The 16,437-nt window shown below is 28.4% G+C and carries 20 protein-coding genes; 13 read left to right on the top strand and 7 right to left on the bottom strand.

Features of this window, described 5'->3' with window-relative positions:
* Positions 1-10 precede the first annotated feature (10 nt).
* The 7 genes from TEGL_RS15730 to TEGL_RS15700 all read left to right on the top strand — a co-directional run bounded on the left by TEGL_RS15730 (position 11) and on the right by TEGL_RS15700 (position 5,929).
* On the top strand, positions 11-475 hold the full coding sequence (locus TEGL_RS15730; protein WP_018591418.1) for a PTS sugar transporter subunit IIA: 465 nt from the start codon (positions 11-13) through the stop codon (positions 473-475).
* A gap of 2 nt (positions 476-477) precedes the next feature.
* Positions 478-759, top strand: a complete 282-nt coding sequence (gene gatB, locus TEGL_RS15725; RefSeq protein ID WP_018591417.1) for a PTS galactitol transporter subunit IIB — start codon at positions 478-480, stop codon at positions 757-759.
* A 35-nt stretch (positions 760-794) separates the two neighbouring features.
* Complete coding sequence (locus TEGL_RS15720) at positions 795-2,156, top strand: PTS galactitol transporter subunit IIC (protein ID WP_018591416.1); 1,362 nt, start codon at positions 795-797, stop codon at positions 2,154-2,156.
* A gap of 115 nt (positions 2,157-2,271) precedes the next feature.
* On the top strand, positions 2,272-3,120 hold the full coding sequence (gene fba / locus TEGL_RS15715; protein WP_018591415.1) for a class II fructose-1,6-bisphosphate aldolase: 849 nt from the start codon (positions 2,272-2,274) through the stop codon (positions 3,118-3,120).
* Positions 3,121-3,138: 18 nt separating this feature from the next.
* Positions 3,139-4,191: a galactitol-1-phosphate 5-dehydrogenase gene (locus TEGL_RS15710; RefSeq protein ID WP_018591414.1), complete on the top strand. Its 1,053-nt coding sequence runs from the start codon at positions 3,139-3,141 to the stop codon at positions 4,189-4,191.
* A gap of 13 nt (positions 4,192-4,204) precedes the next feature.
* Positions 4,205-5,137, top strand: coding sequence for a 1-phosphofructokinase (pfkB, locus tag TEGL_RS15705; RefSeq protein WP_018591413.1), 933 nt, complete (start codon positions 4,205-4,207; stop codon positions 5,135-5,137).
* Positions 5,138-5,293: 156 nt separating this feature from the next.
* Positions 5,294-5,929, top strand: coding sequence for a hypothetical protein (locus tag TEGL_RS15700; RefSeq protein ID WP_018591412.1), 636 nt, complete (start codon positions 5,294-5,296; stop codon positions 5,927-5,929).
* 49 nt (positions 5,930-5,978) lie between these two features.
* Here the strand turns inward: TEGL_RS15700 and TEGL_RS15695 are convergent, their stop codons facing one another.
* Positions 5,979-6,929 carry a sulfite exporter TauE/SafE family protein gene (locus TEGL_RS15695; protein WP_018591411.1) on the bottom strand — a complete coding sequence of 317 codons (951 nt, stop codon included), beginning with the start codon at positions 6,927-6,929 and terminating at the stop codon, positions 5,979-5,981.
* A gap of 156 nt (positions 6,930-7,085) precedes the next feature.
* On the opposite strand from TEGL_RS15695, the gene TEGL_RS15690 reads away from it, so the two are divergent.
* From TEGL_RS15690 to TEGL_RS15680, 3 genes are all read left to right on the top strand, one after another.
* Positions 7,086-7,754 (top strand): response regulator transcription factor, encoded by a 669-nt coding sequence (locus TEGL_RS15690; protein WP_018591410.1) that lies wholly within the window; start codon positions 7,086-7,088, stop codon positions 7,752-7,754.
* Positions 7,744-8,847: a sensor histidine kinase gene (locus TEGL_RS15685; RefSeq protein ID WP_018591409.1), complete on the top strand. Its 1,104-nt coding sequence runs from the start codon at positions 7,744-7,746 to the stop codon at positions 8,845-8,847. The genes TEGL_RS15690 and TEGL_RS15685 overlap by 11 nt, the downstream gene beginning before the upstream one ends.
* 96 nt (positions 8,848-8,943) lie before the next feature.
* A complete protein-coding gene (locus TEGL_RS15680) occupies positions 8,944-11,427 on the top strand; it encodes a heavy metal translocating P-type ATPase (RefSeq protein ID WP_018591408.1) in 2,484 nt (827 codons plus the stop codon).
* A 42-nt stretch (positions 11,428-11,469) separates the two neighbouring features.
* On the opposite strand, the gene TEGL_RS15675 is transcribed toward TEGL_RS15680, so the two are convergent.
* Positions 11,470-11,805 (bottom strand): hypothetical protein, encoded by a 336-nt coding sequence (locus TEGL_RS15675; RefSeq protein ID WP_018591407.1) that lies wholly within the window; start codon positions 11,803-11,805, stop codon positions 11,470-11,472.
* A 142-nt stretch (positions 11,806-11,947) separates the two neighbouring features.
* Here TEGL_RS15675 and TEGL_RS15670 point away from each other — a divergent pair, with 142 nt between their 5' ends.
* The 3 genes from TEGL_RS15670 to TEGL_RS15660 all read left to right on the top strand — a co-directional run bounded on the left by TEGL_RS15670 (position 11,948) and on the right by TEGL_RS15660 (position 13,438).
* The gene (locus TEGL_RS15670) at positions 11,948-12,355 is read left to right on the top strand and encodes a VOC family protein (protein ID WP_018591406.1); all 408 of its coding nucleotides are present in this window, start codon (positions 11,948-11,950) and stop codon (positions 12,353-12,355) included.
* Positions 12,356-12,442: 87 nt separating this feature from the next.
* Complete coding sequence (locus tag TEGL_RS15665; protein WP_018591405.1) at positions 12,443-13,003, top strand: hypothetical protein; 561 nt, start codon at positions 12,443-12,445, stop codon at positions 13,001-13,003.
* A 21-nt stretch (positions 13,004-13,024) separates the two neighbouring features.
* Positions 13,025-13,438 (top strand): MarR family transcriptional regulator, encoded by a 414-nt coding sequence (locus TEGL_RS15660; RefSeq protein ID WP_018591404.1) that lies wholly within the window; start codon positions 13,025-13,027, stop codon positions 13,436-13,438.
* Between the two features lie 75 nt (positions 13,439-13,513).
* On the opposite strand, the gene TEGL_RS15655 is transcribed toward TEGL_RS15660, so the two are convergent.
* From TEGL_RS15655 to TEGL_RS15635, 5 genes are all read right to left on the bottom strand, one after another.
* Positions 13,514-13,831: a DUF1540 domain-containing protein gene (locus tag TEGL_RS15655; protein ID WP_018591403.1), complete on the bottom strand. Its 318-nt coding sequence runs from the start codon at positions 13,829-13,831 to the stop codon at positions 13,514-13,516.
* A 10-nt stretch (positions 13,832-13,841) separates the two neighbouring features.
* On the bottom strand, positions 13,842-14,387 hold the full coding sequence (locus TEGL_RS15650) for an NADH peroxidase (protein ID WP_018591402.1): 546 nt from the start codon (positions 14,385-14,387) through the stop codon (positions 13,842-13,844).
* Between the two features lie 200 nt (positions 14,388-14,587).
* Entirely contained in the window at positions 14,588-15,139 is a 552-nt protein-coding gene (locus tag TEGL_RS15645; protein WP_018591401.1) for a helix-turn-helix domain-containing protein, read from the bottom strand.
* 133 nt (positions 15,140-15,272) lie between these two features.
* On the bottom strand, positions 15,273-15,587 hold the full coding sequence (locus TEGL_RS15640; protein ID WP_018591400.1) for a hypothetical protein: 315 nt from the start codon (positions 15,585-15,587) through the stop codon (positions 15,273-15,275).
* Between the two features lie 159 nt (positions 15,588-15,746).
* Complete coding sequence (locus tag TEGL_RS15635) at positions 15,747-16,106, bottom strand: hypothetical protein (protein WP_018591399.1); 360 nt, start codon at positions 16,104-16,106, stop codon at positions 15,747-15,749.
* Between the last annotated feature and the right edge of the window lie 331 nt (positions 16,107-16,437).

Below are 16,437 nucleotides of genomic sequence, written 5' to 3'. Positions count from 1 at the left end.
GGTGAGAAGGTTGGTTTGGGAACAACTAAAAGAAAATTTAATATTTCCAAAGCTAGAGGTTAAGGATAGCTCAGAAATAATGGAAGAAATGGGAAGTAGATTTATAAAAGAAGGTTTATGTAAGGAAAGTTACATAAATGCTCTTATAAGCCGTGAATTAGAATTCCCAACAGGAATAGATGTTGATGGATTTGGAATAGCAATACCTCACACAGATGTGTCACATGTTAATGAGGCAGGAATTGGTATAGCTACATTAAAAGAACCTGTTAAATTTATACAAATGGGAACTGATGATGAAGAAGTATATACAAAAGTTGTAGTAATGTTAGCTGTTGATGATCCTCAAAAACATTTATCAACATTACAGAATATATTAGGAATTTTACAAGATAAAAATGTTTTATTCCAATTATCAAGTGCAAAAGATAAAGAAGATGTAATAGAAATAATAAAAAACAAGGAGAATGAATAATTATGAAAAAGAAAGTTATAGTAGCATGTGGTGGAGCTGTTGCAACATCAACAATAGCAGCAAATAAAATAGTGGAATTAGGAAAGAAAAATGGAATAGATATAGAAATAGCACAAGTTAGAATATCTGAAATAGAATCAAACTTAAGTGGTGCAAGTTTAATAGTTACAACATCTAAAGTAAAAAGAGATTATGGTATACCTTTAATAACAGGAATGCCTTTCATATCAGGAGTTGGGGTAGAAAAAACTGAGAAAGCAATTTTAGAAGTACTACAAAGCTAAAAATTATATTTATATAAAACTAAGGAGGAATTACTATGGGAATATTTGGTGATATAATCAACTATATCATAGGTCTTGGGGCATCAGTTATGCTTCCACTTGTAATTGCAGTTTTAAGTATATGTGTTGGAGTTAAAGTTGGTAAGGCAGTTAGATCAGGTTTAATGATCGGTGTTGGATTTGTTGGTCTTGGACTTATAGTAGATATGATGAATGCTCAACTTGGACCTGCTGCGCAAGCAATGTCTGAAAACTTTGGTCTTTCAATGAGCGTAGTTGATATAGGATGGCCTGGAGCATCACCTATGACTTGGGCATCTAACATAGCAACAGTAGCAATACCAATAGCAATAGCAGTAAATATAATAATGTTAGCCTTAAAATGGACAAAGACTGTAAATATAGATATATGGAATATATGGCATATGACTTTTACAGGAGCAATAGCATATGTGGCAACAGGTAACTTCTGGATAGGTATATTGGGAGTAATAGTTCATGCAGCTATAGCATACAAATTGGGCGATATTTGGGCGCCATTAATGACGGATTATTTTGAACTAGATGGGCTTACAGTACCACATGGTACATCTGCATACTTAGCACCCGTAGCTTGTGTAATAGATTGTGTAATAGAAAAAATTCCAGGAATAAGAGATATAGATATAACAGCAGATTCTTTACAAGAAAAGGTTGGAGTTCTTGGAGAACCAATAGTAATAGGTGGTATACTAGGAGCTTTAGTAGGATTTTTAGCTGGTTATGATTTTTCAGCTTCATTACAATTAGGTGTAAAGATGTCAGCAGTAATGGTATTAATGCCTAAAGTTGTAAAATGTATAATGGAAGGATTAATGCCCATATCAGAAAGGGCAAAAGAAATATTATCTAAGAAATATGATAACTCTGAATTCTATATAGGATTAGACCCAGCAATATTATTAGGCGATCCACAAGTTGTAACAGCAGGACTCATATTCATACCTCTTACTATATTAATAGCTGTTATTGTTCCTGGAAACGTTATCTTACCCTTTGGTGATTTAGCAACTATAGGATTCTTTATAGCAATTGCAGTAGCAGTACATAAGGGAAATATATTTAGAACTATAATTTCAGGTTCATTTATAATGTATTTCACAATATGGATAGCAAACCAAACTATACCTTGGGTAACAAAATTAGCAGAAACTACAAATTCTATGAATGGTGCATCTCAATTAGCGGCACTAGACCAAGGTGGAGCACCAATAACTTATGTGTTTACAGAAATATTTACTAGAGATAATATACCAGGAATGTTAATAATAGGTGGTATATACGCATTATGTTTAGTATTTGCGGTTAGAACATCTAAAGAACGTGCAAGAGCATTAAAAGAAGAAAATATAGCTTAAGCTTATGAAATATATAATTACTAAGTGATAACTAATATTTTAGTTATTGCTTAGTATAACATATATTTTTTTTTATACCTTTTAAGTTTAATTACAATAAATAGGAGGAAGTATAATGCCATTAGTTACAACAAAAGAAATATTAAAAAAAGCACAAGAAGGGAAATATGCTGTAGGTGCATTTAATGTGGAAAACATGGAAATGGTTATGGCTGTAATAGAAGCTGCAGAAGAATTAAACTCTCCTGTAATTATGCAAACTACACCATCAACTGTTAAATATGCAGGTATCGATTATTACTTATCTAATGTAAATTCGGCAGCAAAAAAGTCTAGGGTTCCAGTAGCACTGCATTTAGACCATGGAAGTAGTTTTGATTTAGCGATGCAGGCGCTTAGAGGCGGATATACATCCATAATGATTGATGGATCTCATAATATTTTTGAAGAAAATATAAAAATAACAAAGAGAGTTGTGGATGCATGTAAGCCCTCATCTATTCCTGTAGAAGCTGAACTGGGAAAAGTAGGCGGAAAAGAAGATGATTTAGATGGTGGATGTGGAGGATACACAGATCCTAAAGAAGCAAAAGAATTTGTACAAAGAACAAATGTAGATTCTCTTGCAGTAGCTATAGGAACAGCTCATGGAGTTTATGATGGAATACCAAAGTTAGATTTAGATAGATTAAGCGAAATAAGAGAACTTGTAGATGTTCCTTTGGTTTTACATGGAGCTTCTGGATTATCACAAGAAGCTATAAAAGAAAGTATAAATAGAGGCATATGCAAAGTAAATTTTGCCACAGAATTAAGAATTGCTTATACAGATGGGGTAAAAAAGACATTGAAAGAAAATCCAGAAACAATAGATCCAAAGAAATATGGAAAAGTTGCAATGGAAAATGTTAAAGATTTAGTAAAAAATAGAATTAACATGTGTGGTTCAATAGATAAAGCATAAGAAAGAAGGTATATGGCTATGATGAAAGCGGGAGTAGTTCATGGTAGAGAAGATATAAGATTTGAAGATATAGATAAACCTATTCCAAAGAAAAATCAGGTTTTAATAAAAGTAAAATATACAGGAATTTGTGGATCAGATGTACCGAGGGTGAATTCAGATGCGTGCCACTTTTACCCTAATGTGTTGGGACACGAATTCTCTGGTATAATAGAAGAAATTGGTGAAGAAGTTACTTCTCTAAAAATTGGAGATAGGGTAGCAGGGGTTCCTTTAGTTCCTTGTATGAAGTGTGAAGATTGTCAAAGTGGAAATCATGCTCTTTGTAAACACTATAGTTTTATAGGTTCTAGGGAATTTGGAAGTTTTGCAGAATATGTAGTTGTTCCAGAGATAAATGCAGTAAAATTTGAGGATGAAGTTACATTTGAGCAAGGAGCATTTTTTGAGCCAGCTACAGTTGCACTACATGGGTTAGAAAGAGTACCTTATGAAGGTGGAAAAACGGTTGCAATTTTAGGTGGAGGTACTATAGGTTTATTTACAATGCAATGGGCTAAAATATTTGGAGCTAAGAAAGTTGTAGTATTTGATATAAATAATGAAAGATTAGAACTTGCTAAAGTTTTGGGTGCAGATGAGGGAATAAATACTTTAGAAGAAAATTTTATGAAAAATGCATTACAATTGACAAATAATAGAGGGTTTGATTATGTTTATGAAACAGCAGGAAATACAATAACAATGAAAATGGCTTTTCAATTAGCAGCTAATAAAGCTAATGTATGTTTTATAGGAACTCCTACTAAAGAAATTACTTTTTCAGTGAAAGAATGGGAGCAAATGAATAGAAAAGAATTTAATTTAACAGGGTCTTGGATGTCTTATAGTGCTCCATTTCCAGGAAAAGAGTGGGAATTAACTGCTCATTATTTTAAAACTGGAGAATTAAAATTTGATGAATCGTTAATTTATAAAAAGATTCCTTTAAGAGAAATACCAAGCGCCTTTAAAATGTACAAAGATAATAAGGTAAAAGGAAAAATATTAATAGATAGTGAAGAAGTATAAGGGAGAGAATTAAATGATTATAACTGTAACTTTAAATGTATCTGTTGATAAAGCATACAAAATAAAAGGATGTGTGGAATCGGGCAAGGTTATTAGAGTATTAGAATGCAACAATACTGCTGGGGGAAAAGGATTAAATGTATCCAGAGTGATTTCTCTTTGTAAAGAAGAAGTATTAGCTACTGGATTTGTAGGTGGACATTGTGGAGCATTAATTGAAGAATTATTGAAAAAAGATAATATAAAAAATCATTTTACACATGTGAAAAGTGAAACTAGAAATTGTATAAACATATTAGATGAGAATAACATATCTACAGAGTTTTTAGAAAAAGGATGTTTTATTAGTGAAGATGAAATAAATAAATTTATATGTGACTTTGATGAAATAATAGATAGTAGTAATATTGTTACGATCTCTGGAAGTGTGCCTCAAGGTGTACCTACTGATATTTATGCGACTTTAATAAAAATGATAAAAGATAAAAATAAAAAAGTCATTTTAGATGCATCAGGCAATTTGTTAAAAGAGGGCATAAAAGCTTTGCCAACCATGATAAAACCTAATAGCGAAGAAATGGAAAACTTATTAGGGATTAGTATAAATAATAGAGAAGAGGTAATTAATAGTGCTGTAAAACTTTATGAAAGCGGAATAGAGATAGTTGTTGTTTCTCTTGGAAAGGATGGAGCATTATTAGTTTGTCGAGATGGTGTTTATCATGGAAAACCTCCTAAAATAAATGTTGTCAACACTGTAGGTTGTGGAGATTCTATGGTTGCTGCATTTGCTGTTGCAATGGAAAGAGGATATTCAAACATAGATAGCTTAAAATATGCTGTATCAATTTCTGCTGCTAATGCAATGACTTTTTCAACAGGAAATTTTAATTTCAAAGATGCAGATAATATATTAGAAAATATAATAATTAAAAAAATTTATTAAAAAGATATAGATAGGTCTAATTACAAAACCTATCTATATCTTTTTTTATAAATAAAAATATATCTAATAATGTCACTAAAGGTACATATAAAGAATAAAATATTGTAGAAGTATATTAAATAAGATAGTAATTAAAATATGGGAGGAGATAATAAAATGACGATGAAAGATAACTCAAAAAATAATAGCTGTGAGGAGTGTAAAAAATGTGAAAAAACTTGTCCTTATGGCTGTGAAAAAATATGCATATGTAATAAACTATCTTATAACAATAATAATTGTTGTTATTTGCAACCAAAGGATATATGTATAGTACAAGTTAATGACCCAAAACTATTACAAATAATAACTGATAATCAAAATTTATATCTTACAGCTTCACCTCTTGAAATAAATACATCATCTTATAAAATTGAATCAAGTGTTATTCAAAGACCTAATGATACTTTAACAATAAATGAATTAGGTATTTATTCTATATATGTTTCTTTAAAATATAGTTTTAAGTTTAATGAAAATGCAAAAGAAGGAAATATATTTAGAGTAGATTTTAAGATAGAAGGAAATAATGAAGAATTGTTTTCAATAGACAATACAATAATTGTGCCAAAGATTGATGATGAAGAGAGTGAAGAAATAATAAATACAATTCAAGGTACTAAACTACAGATTGTGGAAGAAAACTTACCTTATAAAATTAATATTTCTTTAAAGGAGTTTGGATTTGACTTAACAGTTTTGAATCAAATAATAATTTCAGATTTGATTTTAATTATTGAAAAAATAATTTAGATAAGCAAATAAACCGATAAAATTTTATTAAATTTTATCGGTTTATTTTTTATATGAAATGTAGCCTAGGGTTCATCATAAGAATACCCAGTATAATAATTAAAACACCTGCATATTTGTATATTTTTTCATTGAAGGATGTACACATTCTAGATGAAACATAAGCAAATGATAACATAATAGGAAGTGTTCCTAATGAAAAGACAAACATAGACGAAGCACCCATTACAAAGCTACCGCTAGATAGAGCATATAATTGCATAGTCTGTAGGGGACCACAAGGCAAAAATCCACTTAAATAGCCAACTATAAATGGATTCTTATGATTATTTACACAAGTGTTTTTTTTGAAAAATATGGGGATTTTAATGTTATTTAATACTTTAATTCCAATCATATGAAGTCCAGAAATTATCATAAAAACACCGGCGATTATCTTTATAAAGTTTTGAATTTGAATAGTGGTAGAAAAAATTGAACCAAGAGCACCAACAACCCCCCCAACAATAGTATAAGAGATTACACGTCCACTATTATAAAGTAAAGCAACTTTAAAAGATGATTTTTTATCCTTAATATTTTCGTCTTTATTTATGGTTTGTGTAAGTAAAATACCTCCACACATTCCAACACAATGAAATGATGTAAAAAAACCAAGTACAAATAACATGATAAAAGAAGTTTCAACTCTTGTGAAAGAAGTATTTGATCCTGTTAAAGGATTATTTCCCAGGAAAAACATAGATATTATAACAATACTTAAAGTTAAAACTTTTATTAACATATTATTACTTGAGGAAAAGCCAGAATTTTTAATAGCTAATTTGATTTTATCATCATTGCACAATTCATTTTCATAAGTGACTATGACCATAGAATTATTATGATCAGCCTCTACATTTACAATACCTTGTAGTTTATTAATTTCTTCCTCAACTGCCACTTCACAAGAGTGACATTTCATTCCATATACATGAAGGAATTTAGTAATTTTACTCATAATTTTACCTCAATTTTAAAATAAGTTTATATTATGTATATTATATTCTAAAATTATGAAAAAATAATGAAGAATAGTAATACTTAAGCTAAAAATTCATAAAAAATATACAATTCTATGATATTGTAAAATTATAAGGAAATTTTAGGAGGAGTTATGTTTAATATATTATTAGTTGATGATGAAAAAAAAATAACAGAAGTTGTAAAAGCTTATCTAGATAAAGAAGGATATAATACTTTGGTAGCATATGATGGTAATGAAGCATTGAGATTATTTAATAATAATGAATTTGATTTAGTAATTTTAGATAGAATGTTACCGGATATAAGTGGTGAAGAAATTTGTGAGAAAATAAGAGAAACATCCTTAGTGCATATAATAATGTTAACGGCAAAAACTGAAGATGAAGATAAAATAGATGGATTTAACTTGGGATGTGATGACTATGTTTGTAAGCCATTTAATGTGAAAGAATTAGTTTTAAGGGCAAAGGCAGCACTTAGAAAAATAAAAAAAGAAGAAATTATAAAAATTAATGATGAAATAGAAATTAATACATTATCTCATGAAGTCAAAATAAGAGATAATGATGTAAGTTTGACAAATACAGAATATAAGTTATTGTTGCTATTTGTAAATAATCAAAAGAAAATTTTTACAAGAGAAGAATTATTAGAGTTAGTAACAGATGATTATTATGAAAAATTTGATAGAATCATAGATGCTCATATTAAAAACTTAAGACAAAAAATAGAAGAAGACACTAAAAAACCAAGAATAATACAAACAGTTTATGGAGTGGGGTATAAATTTGGAATTTAACAAAAAAAAACTAAACATTAATAAGAAGTTAATATTTTATTTAGCTATGGTAATGATAGGAATCATTCTAATAATGGCTGTAAGTATTAACTTATCAGTGGAAAAGAAAATTATATATTATTCTTCAAATATGGTGGAATTATCTAAACAATCTTTAATTAAAAATAGAGAATTATTTTTACAAGATATTACTAACTTAATCATAGGAATATCTTTGCTTATGATTATAGTTTCAATATCAATTTCTATTTTTTTATCTCAAAAAATTTCAAAGCCTATAATTGTTGTGTCAAAAATGACAGACTTTATAAAAAGGGGAGGATATGATCAAACATTAGAATATGAAAGTTCTATTGTGGAAATAGACGATTTAATAAATTCTATTAATGAGTTATCAAAAGAATTATATAAAATGGAGAATATGAGAAAAAAGTTAACATCAGATATTTCTCATGAACTTAGAACTCCTTTAACAAGTATACAAACACATTTAGAGGCAATGATTGATGGAATATGGGAACCATCACAAGAAAGATTAAACAGTGTAAATGAAGAGGTAATTAGGCTTAATCACTTAGTAAATCAATTGAAAAATCTTACTAAATATGATAGTGAAAAAAATAAATTGGAGATAAGTGAAGTTGATTTAAAACAATTAATTAAAAACATTATATATAATAATCAAAGTTTTGCATTTGAGAAAAATATAAAAATAGAGTATGATTTGGAAGAACTTACAGCAAGAGTAGATAAAGAAAAAATAACTCAAGTTATAGTTAATTTAATATCCAATGCTGTAAGATATACAAATTGTAATTGTAAAATACAAGGTAAAATTATTATTAAATTATATAAAGCAGATGATTTTATTAAAATAATTGTAAAAGATAATGGTATAGGGATACCAGAGGAAAGTTTAGATTATATATTTGAAAGATTTTATAGGGTAGATAAATCTAGATGTAGAAATACTGGAGGAACTGGAATAGGACTTACCATATGTAAATCTATAATTGATTTACATAAAGGAAAAATAGAAGTTAGAAGTAAAGTAGATGAAGGAAGTGAATTTATAATTACTCTTCCTGCTTAAAAATTTTTATCTTCATAAAATATTCATAAAGTTAATATAGTATGTTATTGTAGCAAGATAATGATACTAAAAATGACTTATGAAAGGAGAAAAATCATGGATACTAAAATAAATGTTGATGATATAAAAATAAGTGGAATGACATGTGCATCTTGTGCAAAGGCTGTGGAAAGAGCAGTTAAAAAATTAGACTCAAGCGTTGAAGCTAGTGTTAATATGGCAACAGAAAAATTGAGTATATCTTATGATAAAGAGAAAGTAAAAAATGAAGATATAGAAAATGCTATAGAGAAAGTAGGTTTTACAGTAGTAAAAGAAGAAAAAGACAAAGAAGTAATAGTACCAATAGGTGGAATGACATGTGCATCTTGTGTAAAAGCTGTGGAAAGAGCAGTAAAAAAAATAGATGGGGTAAAAAATGTTCAAGTTAATTTAGCAACAGAAAAAGCAACAATAAGTTATATACCAAGTAAAGTAAAATTATATGAAATAAAAGATATTATAGAAAAAGCTGGATTTAAAGTTTTGGAGATGGAAAAGAAAGTATCAGTTGATGATGATAAATTAAGAAAAGAAAAAGAAATGAAAACTTTGTTTAATAAATTTGTAATATCAGCTATATTTGCAGTTCCATTATTTTATATAGCAATGGGACACATGATACCAGCACCAATTGGGCCCTTACCACTACCTAAAATAATAGACCCTAGTACAAATCCATTAAACTTTGCACTTACTCAATTATTTTTAACTATACCAATAGTTATAGCAGGAAATAAGTTTTTCTCAAAAGGAGTTAAATCCATGATAGCTAAAGCACCGACTATGGATTCGTTAATAACTATAGGTTCAAGTGCAGCTCTTATATATAGTTTATATTCAATATATTTAGTATATAGTGGTGACAAAATGGCCGTACATCATATGTATTTTGAAAGTGCAGGTGTAATAATTACTCTTGTATTACTTGGAAAATATTTTGAAACTCGTGCTAAAGGAAAAACAGGTGAAGCCATTAAAAAGTTAATGGGGCTAAGCCCTAAAACGGCTACAATAATTAAAAATGATAAAGAAATAGAAATACCAATAGAAGAGGTTGAAGTTGGAGACATTATAGTAGTTAAACCAGGTTCTAAGATACCTGTAGACGGTACTGTTGTAGAAGGACATACTTCTGTAGATGAATCAATGTTAACAGGTGAAAGTATACCAGTAGAAAAAAATATTGGTAGTTCAGTAGTAGGCGCTAGTATAAATAAAAACGGAACTATAAGATTTAAAGCTGAAAAAGTAGGTAGTGATACAGCAATATCTCAAATAATTAAATTAGTAGAAGATGCTCAAGGTTCAAAAGCACCCATAGCAAAATTAGCTGATATAATTGCAGGTTATTTTGTCCCAGTAGTTGTAGTTATAGCTATAATTGCAGGACTTGCTTGGTTTATAGCAGGTAAAGGAGCAATATTCTCATTAACAGTATTTATAGCAGTTTTAGTTATAGCTTGTCCATGCGCCCTAGGTCTTGCAACACCTACAGCTATAATGGTTGGAACAGGTAAAGGAGCAGAAAATGGTATTTTAATTAAAGGTGGGCAAGCTTTAGAAACTACTCACAAAATTAATACTATAGTATTTGATAAAACAGGTACAGTTACAGAAGGTAAACCAGTAGTTACAAATATAATAACTCATGGAAATATTACAGAAGAAGAATTATTAAAAGTAGCTGCAAGTGCAGAAAAATCTTCAGAACACCCTTTAGGAGAAGCTATAGTTAGAGATTGTGAAGAAAAAAATCTTCAATTTTACAAACTGGATAAATTTATGGCAATACCAGGTCATGGAATAGAAGTTGTTATAAACGGAAGAGACATTTTACTTGGAAATAAAAAGTTAATGATAAATAAAAATATAGACCTTGAAGATTTAGAAGAAAAGTCTGACAAACTTGCAAGTGAAGGAAAAACACCTATGTACATTGCAATTAATAATAAAATAGGTGGGATAATAGCTGTTGCCGACGTAGTTAAAGAAAACAGCGCAAAAGCTATTAAAAAACTTCATGATATGGGAATAGAAGTGGCTATGATTACTGGAGATAATAAAAAAACAGCTCAGGCAATTGCCTCTCAAGTTGGAATAGATAGAGTTTTGGCAGAAGTTTTACCACAGGATAAATCTAGTGAAGTTAAAAAACTTCAAGAAGAAGGTAAATTTGTTGCCATGGTTGGTGATGGAATAAATGATGCACCAGCTTTAGCCCAGGCAGATATTGGAATAGCCATAGGAAGTGGTACAGACGTGGCTATGGAATCGGCAGATATTGTTTTAATGAGAAGTGATTTGTTAGATGTACCAACTGCCATAAGACTTAGTAAAAGTACAATGACTAATATAAAAGAGAACTTATTCTGGGCATTTGGATATAATGTAATAGGCATACCGGTGGCAGCAGGAGTTTTATATTTATTTGGAGGTCCACTTTTAAGCCCAGTAATAGCAGCTCTTGCAATGGCATTTAGTTCAACATCAGTTTTATTAAATGCGTTAAGATTAAAAAGATTTAAAGTAGAAAAATAAATGATAAAGGCTAATCTAAAAAATAGGTTAGCCTTTTATGCTTTAATAAAGGGGAGGAATGAATCTAGTGTTTGTAATAAATGAAAATAAAGAAATTCGTTTTACAGTGCTACCCCATTTATAATCATAAGCATTAGAAATGTCTTTTTGAATATCTCTTATTATCCAATCCAAGCCAAAATCATTATCATAACTGGCAACAACGTAGAAATGATTTTGTTTATCATTGTTTTCATATAGTTGCAATCCTAGATAGTATTCATCATATTTAGTTAATAAGTAATTATTTAGATTACAAGAAAATTCTTTATAAGGTTTTTCAAGTCCTAAATCAACAATAATTTCATTAACATTATATAAAATATCAACATAATCCAATGCGTTAACCTCCAATACATGATTATTAAATATTTGTATTACATTTTATGGCAAGGGATGATATTGGTTACTATATTTTTTATAATCGTGTAAAATAAATATATAATATTTCAAAATATATTAAATGAAAGAGGAGAAGATTATGAGCATAAAGATGATACATCATATTTGTATTCAAACAGAAAACTACAAAGAGTCATTAAACTTTTATAAAAATATTTTAGGTTTTAAAGTAATAAATGAAACAAAGAATTTTCATGGAAGAGATTATAACACATGGCTAAAATTACAAAATTTTATGATAGAATTACAAACACCTAAAAGTAATGATAGTTTCAACAAATGGAGTAATTTAAATGCAGGACCAGTGCATATGGGATTTATAGTAGAAAATGTTGAAGAAGAATATGATAGAATAAAAAATTTAGGATATGCAGATTTTAAAGTTAAAAATGGAAAAGTAGTGTATAAAGTAGAAGGTGAAAGCTTATTTAAAATAAAAGCTCCAGAGGGAACAGAAATAGAAATAAGAGATACAGATATAAAATAGAAATTAATAATTTAAACGTTTAATACTTGACTATGTCAAATAATATAGATATACTTGATAGTATCAAATATTAAAGGGAGTGATTTTATGAATAAACTAGATGTATTTATAAAAGAATTATGTGGAGTATTTAGTAATGAAAATCAAATAAATGAAGAAATTAAATTAGGGCAACAAAAACATCCTAAGGCAAAACATATTAATGGAATTTGTAATAACAAAATAATCAATTTACCAAATGATTTTAAGGGCTATTTTGTTATAGAAGAAAGCTATTATGAGCAAGGTAACCATAAGAATATTCTCCCTCATTTATTTTTATTTACATTAAATGAAAATAATAACATAGTTTTAACTTCATATGATATTCCAAATGGTATTACTAAAGCAGATTTTAGAAATGATAATAAAAATTTAATTATGGATTATAAAGAACTTAAAATTTCATTGAAATTTAATCCTATGATATATACAGAAAATAATGGATCTTATGAAGGTAAAAGCATAAGTAATTTTACTGAAGAAATGGAATTTACTTTACAAGAAAAAATTGAAAATAATAAAATGTATGTGAGTGAAGTATTTAGAAAAAATGGGAACATAACTTTTGGTTTCATTGATCCTATAATTTATGAAAAAATAAATTAAAATAAGAAAAGAGGAATGTATTTGACGTATAGAATACTAGGGAAATACTTATCAGATTTAAATAGAGATTTTATTAAACATTCAGAATCAAAATTATGTGAATATGGATTAACTTTTAATATGTGGCGCTGTATGATGATAATAGAAAATAATAAAAGTTGCAATTTAAAAGATATAGCACTGTCGCTGAATGTGGATAATGCTATTATTACTAGAAATATAAAAAAGCTAGAATACTTGAATTATGTGGTAAAAATTAAGAGATTAAATGACAATAGATTTTTTGACCTATGTCTTACAGATGAGGGTATATCAATTCTTAAATTAATTAATGAATATCAAGAAAAATGGTATGAAAAAGTAATAAAAAATTTTAATAAAGAAGAATCAAATACTTTAATCAATTTACTAAATAAGCTTTGTAGTAATATTTAAATTTTAAGTAATATAATAAAAAGTAGATAGTGTTTATACTATCTACTTTTTATTTATATAATTTTACAAAATAATTTATGCATGTTTAAATGTAGAACAATTTGTTTCAGTATAAATATTAACGTTTGATCCATCTACATTAATAGCTTCAGCAGTGCAAGCTAGGTTTCTATTGTATACACAAGTTTGAACTGTACAAACTAAGGCATCACATTCACCACAAGAATTTGTATTATTAGTTAAAGTAGAGTAATCTCTTTCATCAAGGAAGTTTCCACAACATGTATTACATGAATCTTTTGCTTTACCACCCTTAATATTAACTATATTTGAATAACAAACACTAGATTTATTATGAGAACAATTAGTTACATTGCAATTAATTTTCGCCATTTCAAACCTCCTATTTAGAAAAATATCTATCTAATAAACCTTTAAAAGCTCTACCATGTCGAGCTTCGTCTTTACACATTTCATGAACAGTGTCATGAATAGCATCTAGATTAGCCTTTTTAGCAGCCGTAGCTAATTCTTTCTTGCCTGAACAAGCACCAAACTCAGCTTCAACTCGAGCAGATAGATTTTGTTTAGTGCTAGGGTAAACAACTTCGCCTAAAATTTCAGCAAATTTAGAAGCATGCTCAGCCTCTTCCCAAGCTATTCTTTTATAAGCTTCTGCAACTTCAGGATAGCCTTCTCTATCAGCTTGTCTACTCATAGCAATGTACATTCCAACCTCTGTACATTCACCCATGAAATTAGCTCTTAAACCCTCAATTATTTCAGGGTCTATATCTTTTGCAATACCTATTCTATGCTCGTCTGCCCATACCATTTCTTCTTTTGCTTCTATGAACTTGTCTGCTCCAACTTTACAAATTGGGCAAATTTCAGGAGGAGCATCTCCTTCATGTATATATCCACAAACAGTACAAATAAATTTTTTCATTCATTACACTCCTTTGTTTATTTATGTAACAATTTTATTATTTTCATAAATGAACAAAGATATGCATTTGAAAAATTGAAAATATATATAAATAATTCTGACATTAAATAATTGATAATAATTTAAATATAATTATAAAATAATAGTTTAATTTTTAAGATATAAAAAGGAGTAACAGTTTAAATTGTTACTCCAAAATATTATTTGTAAATTTCTATATTATAAAAAACTGTTTTTTTATTACCATAATTTTTATAAGAGTGATTTAAGCTACCATCAAACTTTAATGAATGATCTTTTTCTAATATAAAAGTTTTGTCTTCAATAGTAAGTTCTAAGGAACCCTCTGTAACCATGACTATTTCTTCCAATACATTTTTGTGCGTTGCAGATATATGTTTACAGTCTTCATCTAATTCTATAATAAATACATCCATTCCACTTTTGGAATCAAAGGGGAATATAGGAAATAGCCTCATATGAGTATTTTCTTCTTGAACTACTTCAACATCTTCTTTTTTTACAAGAACTAATTCGCCAGAGTTATCGTCTAAAAGAGAAGTAAAGTTAACTTTAAGGCCAGAAGAAATCTTCCATAAAGTAGAGATAGTAGGACTAGATTCACCTCTTTCAATTTGACCTAACATGGGTTTACTAACACCAGTTAATTTAGAAGTTTCATCTAAGCTTAGTCCTAAATCATTTCGTATTTTTCTTAAATTTTGTCCAACTTTTGGGATTTGTGTCATCATAAATTCATCTCCATAACTTATTATGGCTATTTGTATTTCATAACTTCAACATCATAGCTCCTAACCACTTCTTTTAACTTTTTTATAGTTTTATCCTTTGGAATTTCATATTTATAAATATAATCATCTAAACCTAAGTTTTTATATTTATATATGCAAACATATGATAAGGAGGAAGTTCTATTCTAAGTGATTTAATATTTTTCTTTACAAACTGAGATGTGGAAGTAATATTTTCAATATCATCATTAAATCCTGGAATAACAGGAATTCTTATAACCATACTTTTGTTTATTTTAGCCATTTTTATTATATTTTCAAGGATTAATTCATTGCCAAAACTTGTGTATTCTTTATGATTATTGCTATCCATATTTTTTATATCAACAAAGATATGATCTAGCTTTTGAAAAATATCTTCGTATTTTTTTAAGTTAAAACTCTGCAAGTTTCTATGGCAGTATAATTCCTTTACTATAAAAATGATAAACTAACTTCCTCAAAAATTCAAGTTGATAAGTAGGTTCACATCCAGAAAATGTTATTGCATAATTTGAATTTAAAAAGAAAATCAAGTCTTTTTCAATAGTAGTCATTTTATCACCAATTAAAACTCACAGTGAGTATTTCTAGCTATAATTGTATCTTGTATTTCCCTTGAAAAGTTAACAAATTGAGTAGAATATCCAGCAACTCTAACCAATAAATACAAAATTTCATTTGATACTCTAGGTGTAGAAACTAAATTATGATTTAATATTAAGTTAAGTAGCGTATCGCCAGAGTGTAAACCAGGATTCATTTTGGCAGCTGACTTAATTGCAGCAAGAGGAGTATCTGTGCCAGTTCCAGCATAAGGAGAAACACCTTCTTTAAGGGGGGCACCAGCTTTTCTACCATCTGGAGTAGTTCCGATTACTCTACCTGTTGGAATGCAATTTGATATTTCTAAAGTTATTGGGTTCACGTAGTCATTACCATTTCCGTATTTAAGAACAGTTTCAGTTAATTTTTTTAGATCATCATGATCTTTCCCGTTGTCATTTAGTGCTTTTTATATTCTTTTACTTATATTCATAATATAGATATCCTCAATCTTGCTTGTATGTTATTTTATATATTTGTCATAATATAGTATTCTGAGTTTAGAATATCCACATAAATATTAGGGAAAAGAAAAAATGTATTTATAGATAAAAACTATAAAAATATGAAAAGTATTGAATATTTCAATACACAAAAGATTTTTATTACAAATATTTCCATAAAACTTGTGATAAAATGAATTTGGAGAAACT

The sequence above is a fragment of the Terrisporobacter glycolicus ATCC 14880 = DSM 1288 genome (assembly GCF_036812735.1).
GTDB classification, from domain to species: domain Bacteria; phylum Bacillota; class Clostridia; order Peptostreptococcales; family Peptostreptococcaceae; genus Terrisporobacter; species Terrisporobacter glycolicus.
The sequence above is the reverse complement of the archived record's forward strand: the minus strand, read 5'-3'. Positions and strand labels throughout refer to the sequence as shown.

Bases quoted from the DNA above. Each gene is read 5' to 3' on its own strand.
- gatB (WP_018591417.1), top strand. From the start codon at position 478: ATGAAAAAGAAAGTTATAGTAGCATGTGGTGGAGCTGTTGCAACATCA.
- TEGL_RS15720 (WP_018591416.1), top strand. From the start codon at position 795: ATGGGAATATTTGGTGATATAATCAACTATATCATAGGTCTTGGGGCA.
- fba (WP_018591415.1), top strand. From the start codon at position 2,272: ATGCCATTAGTTACAACAAAAGAAATATTAAAAAAAGCACAAGAAGGG.
- TEGL_RS15710 (WP_018591414.1), top strand. From the start codon at position 3,139: ATGATGAAAGCGGGAGTAGTTCATGGTAGAGAAGATATAAGATTTGAA.
- pfkB (WP_018591413.1), top strand. From the start codon at position 4,205: ATGATTATAACTGTAACTTTAAATGTATCTGTTGATAAAGCATACAAA.
- TEGL_RS15700 (WP_018591412.1), top strand. From the start codon at position 5,294: ATGACGATGAAAGATAACTCAAAAAATAATAGCTGTGAGGAGTGTAAA.
- TEGL_RS15695 (WP_018591411.1), bottom strand. From the start codon at position 6,929: ATGAGTAAAATTACTAAATTCCTTCATGTATATGGAATGAAATGTCAC.
- TEGL_RS15690 (WP_018591410.1), top strand. From the start codon at position 7,086: ATGTTTAATATATTATTAGTTGATGATGAAAAAAAAATAACAGAAGTT.
- TEGL_RS15680 (WP_018591408.1), top strand. From the start codon at position 8,944: ATGGATACTAAAATAAATGTTGATGATATAAAAATAAGTGGAATGACA.
- TEGL_RS15670 (WP_018591406.1), top strand. From the start codon at position 11,948: ATGAGCATAAAGATGATACATCATATTTGTATTCAAACAGAAAACTAC.
- TEGL_RS15665 (WP_018591405.1), top strand. From the start codon at position 12,443: ATGAATAAACTAGATGTATTTATAAAAGAATTATGTGGAGTATTTAGT.
- TEGL_RS15655 (WP_018591403.1), bottom strand. From the start codon at position 13,831: ATGGCGAAAATTAATTGCAATGTAACTAATTGTTCTCATAATAAATCT.
- TEGL_RS15650 (WP_018591402.1), bottom strand. From the start codon at position 14,387: ATGAAAAAATTTATTTGTACTGTTTGTGGATATATACATGAAGGAGAT.
- TEGL_RS15645 (WP_018591401.1), bottom strand. From the start codon at position 15,139: ATGATGACACAAATCCCAAAAGTTGGACAAAATTTAAGAAAAATACGA.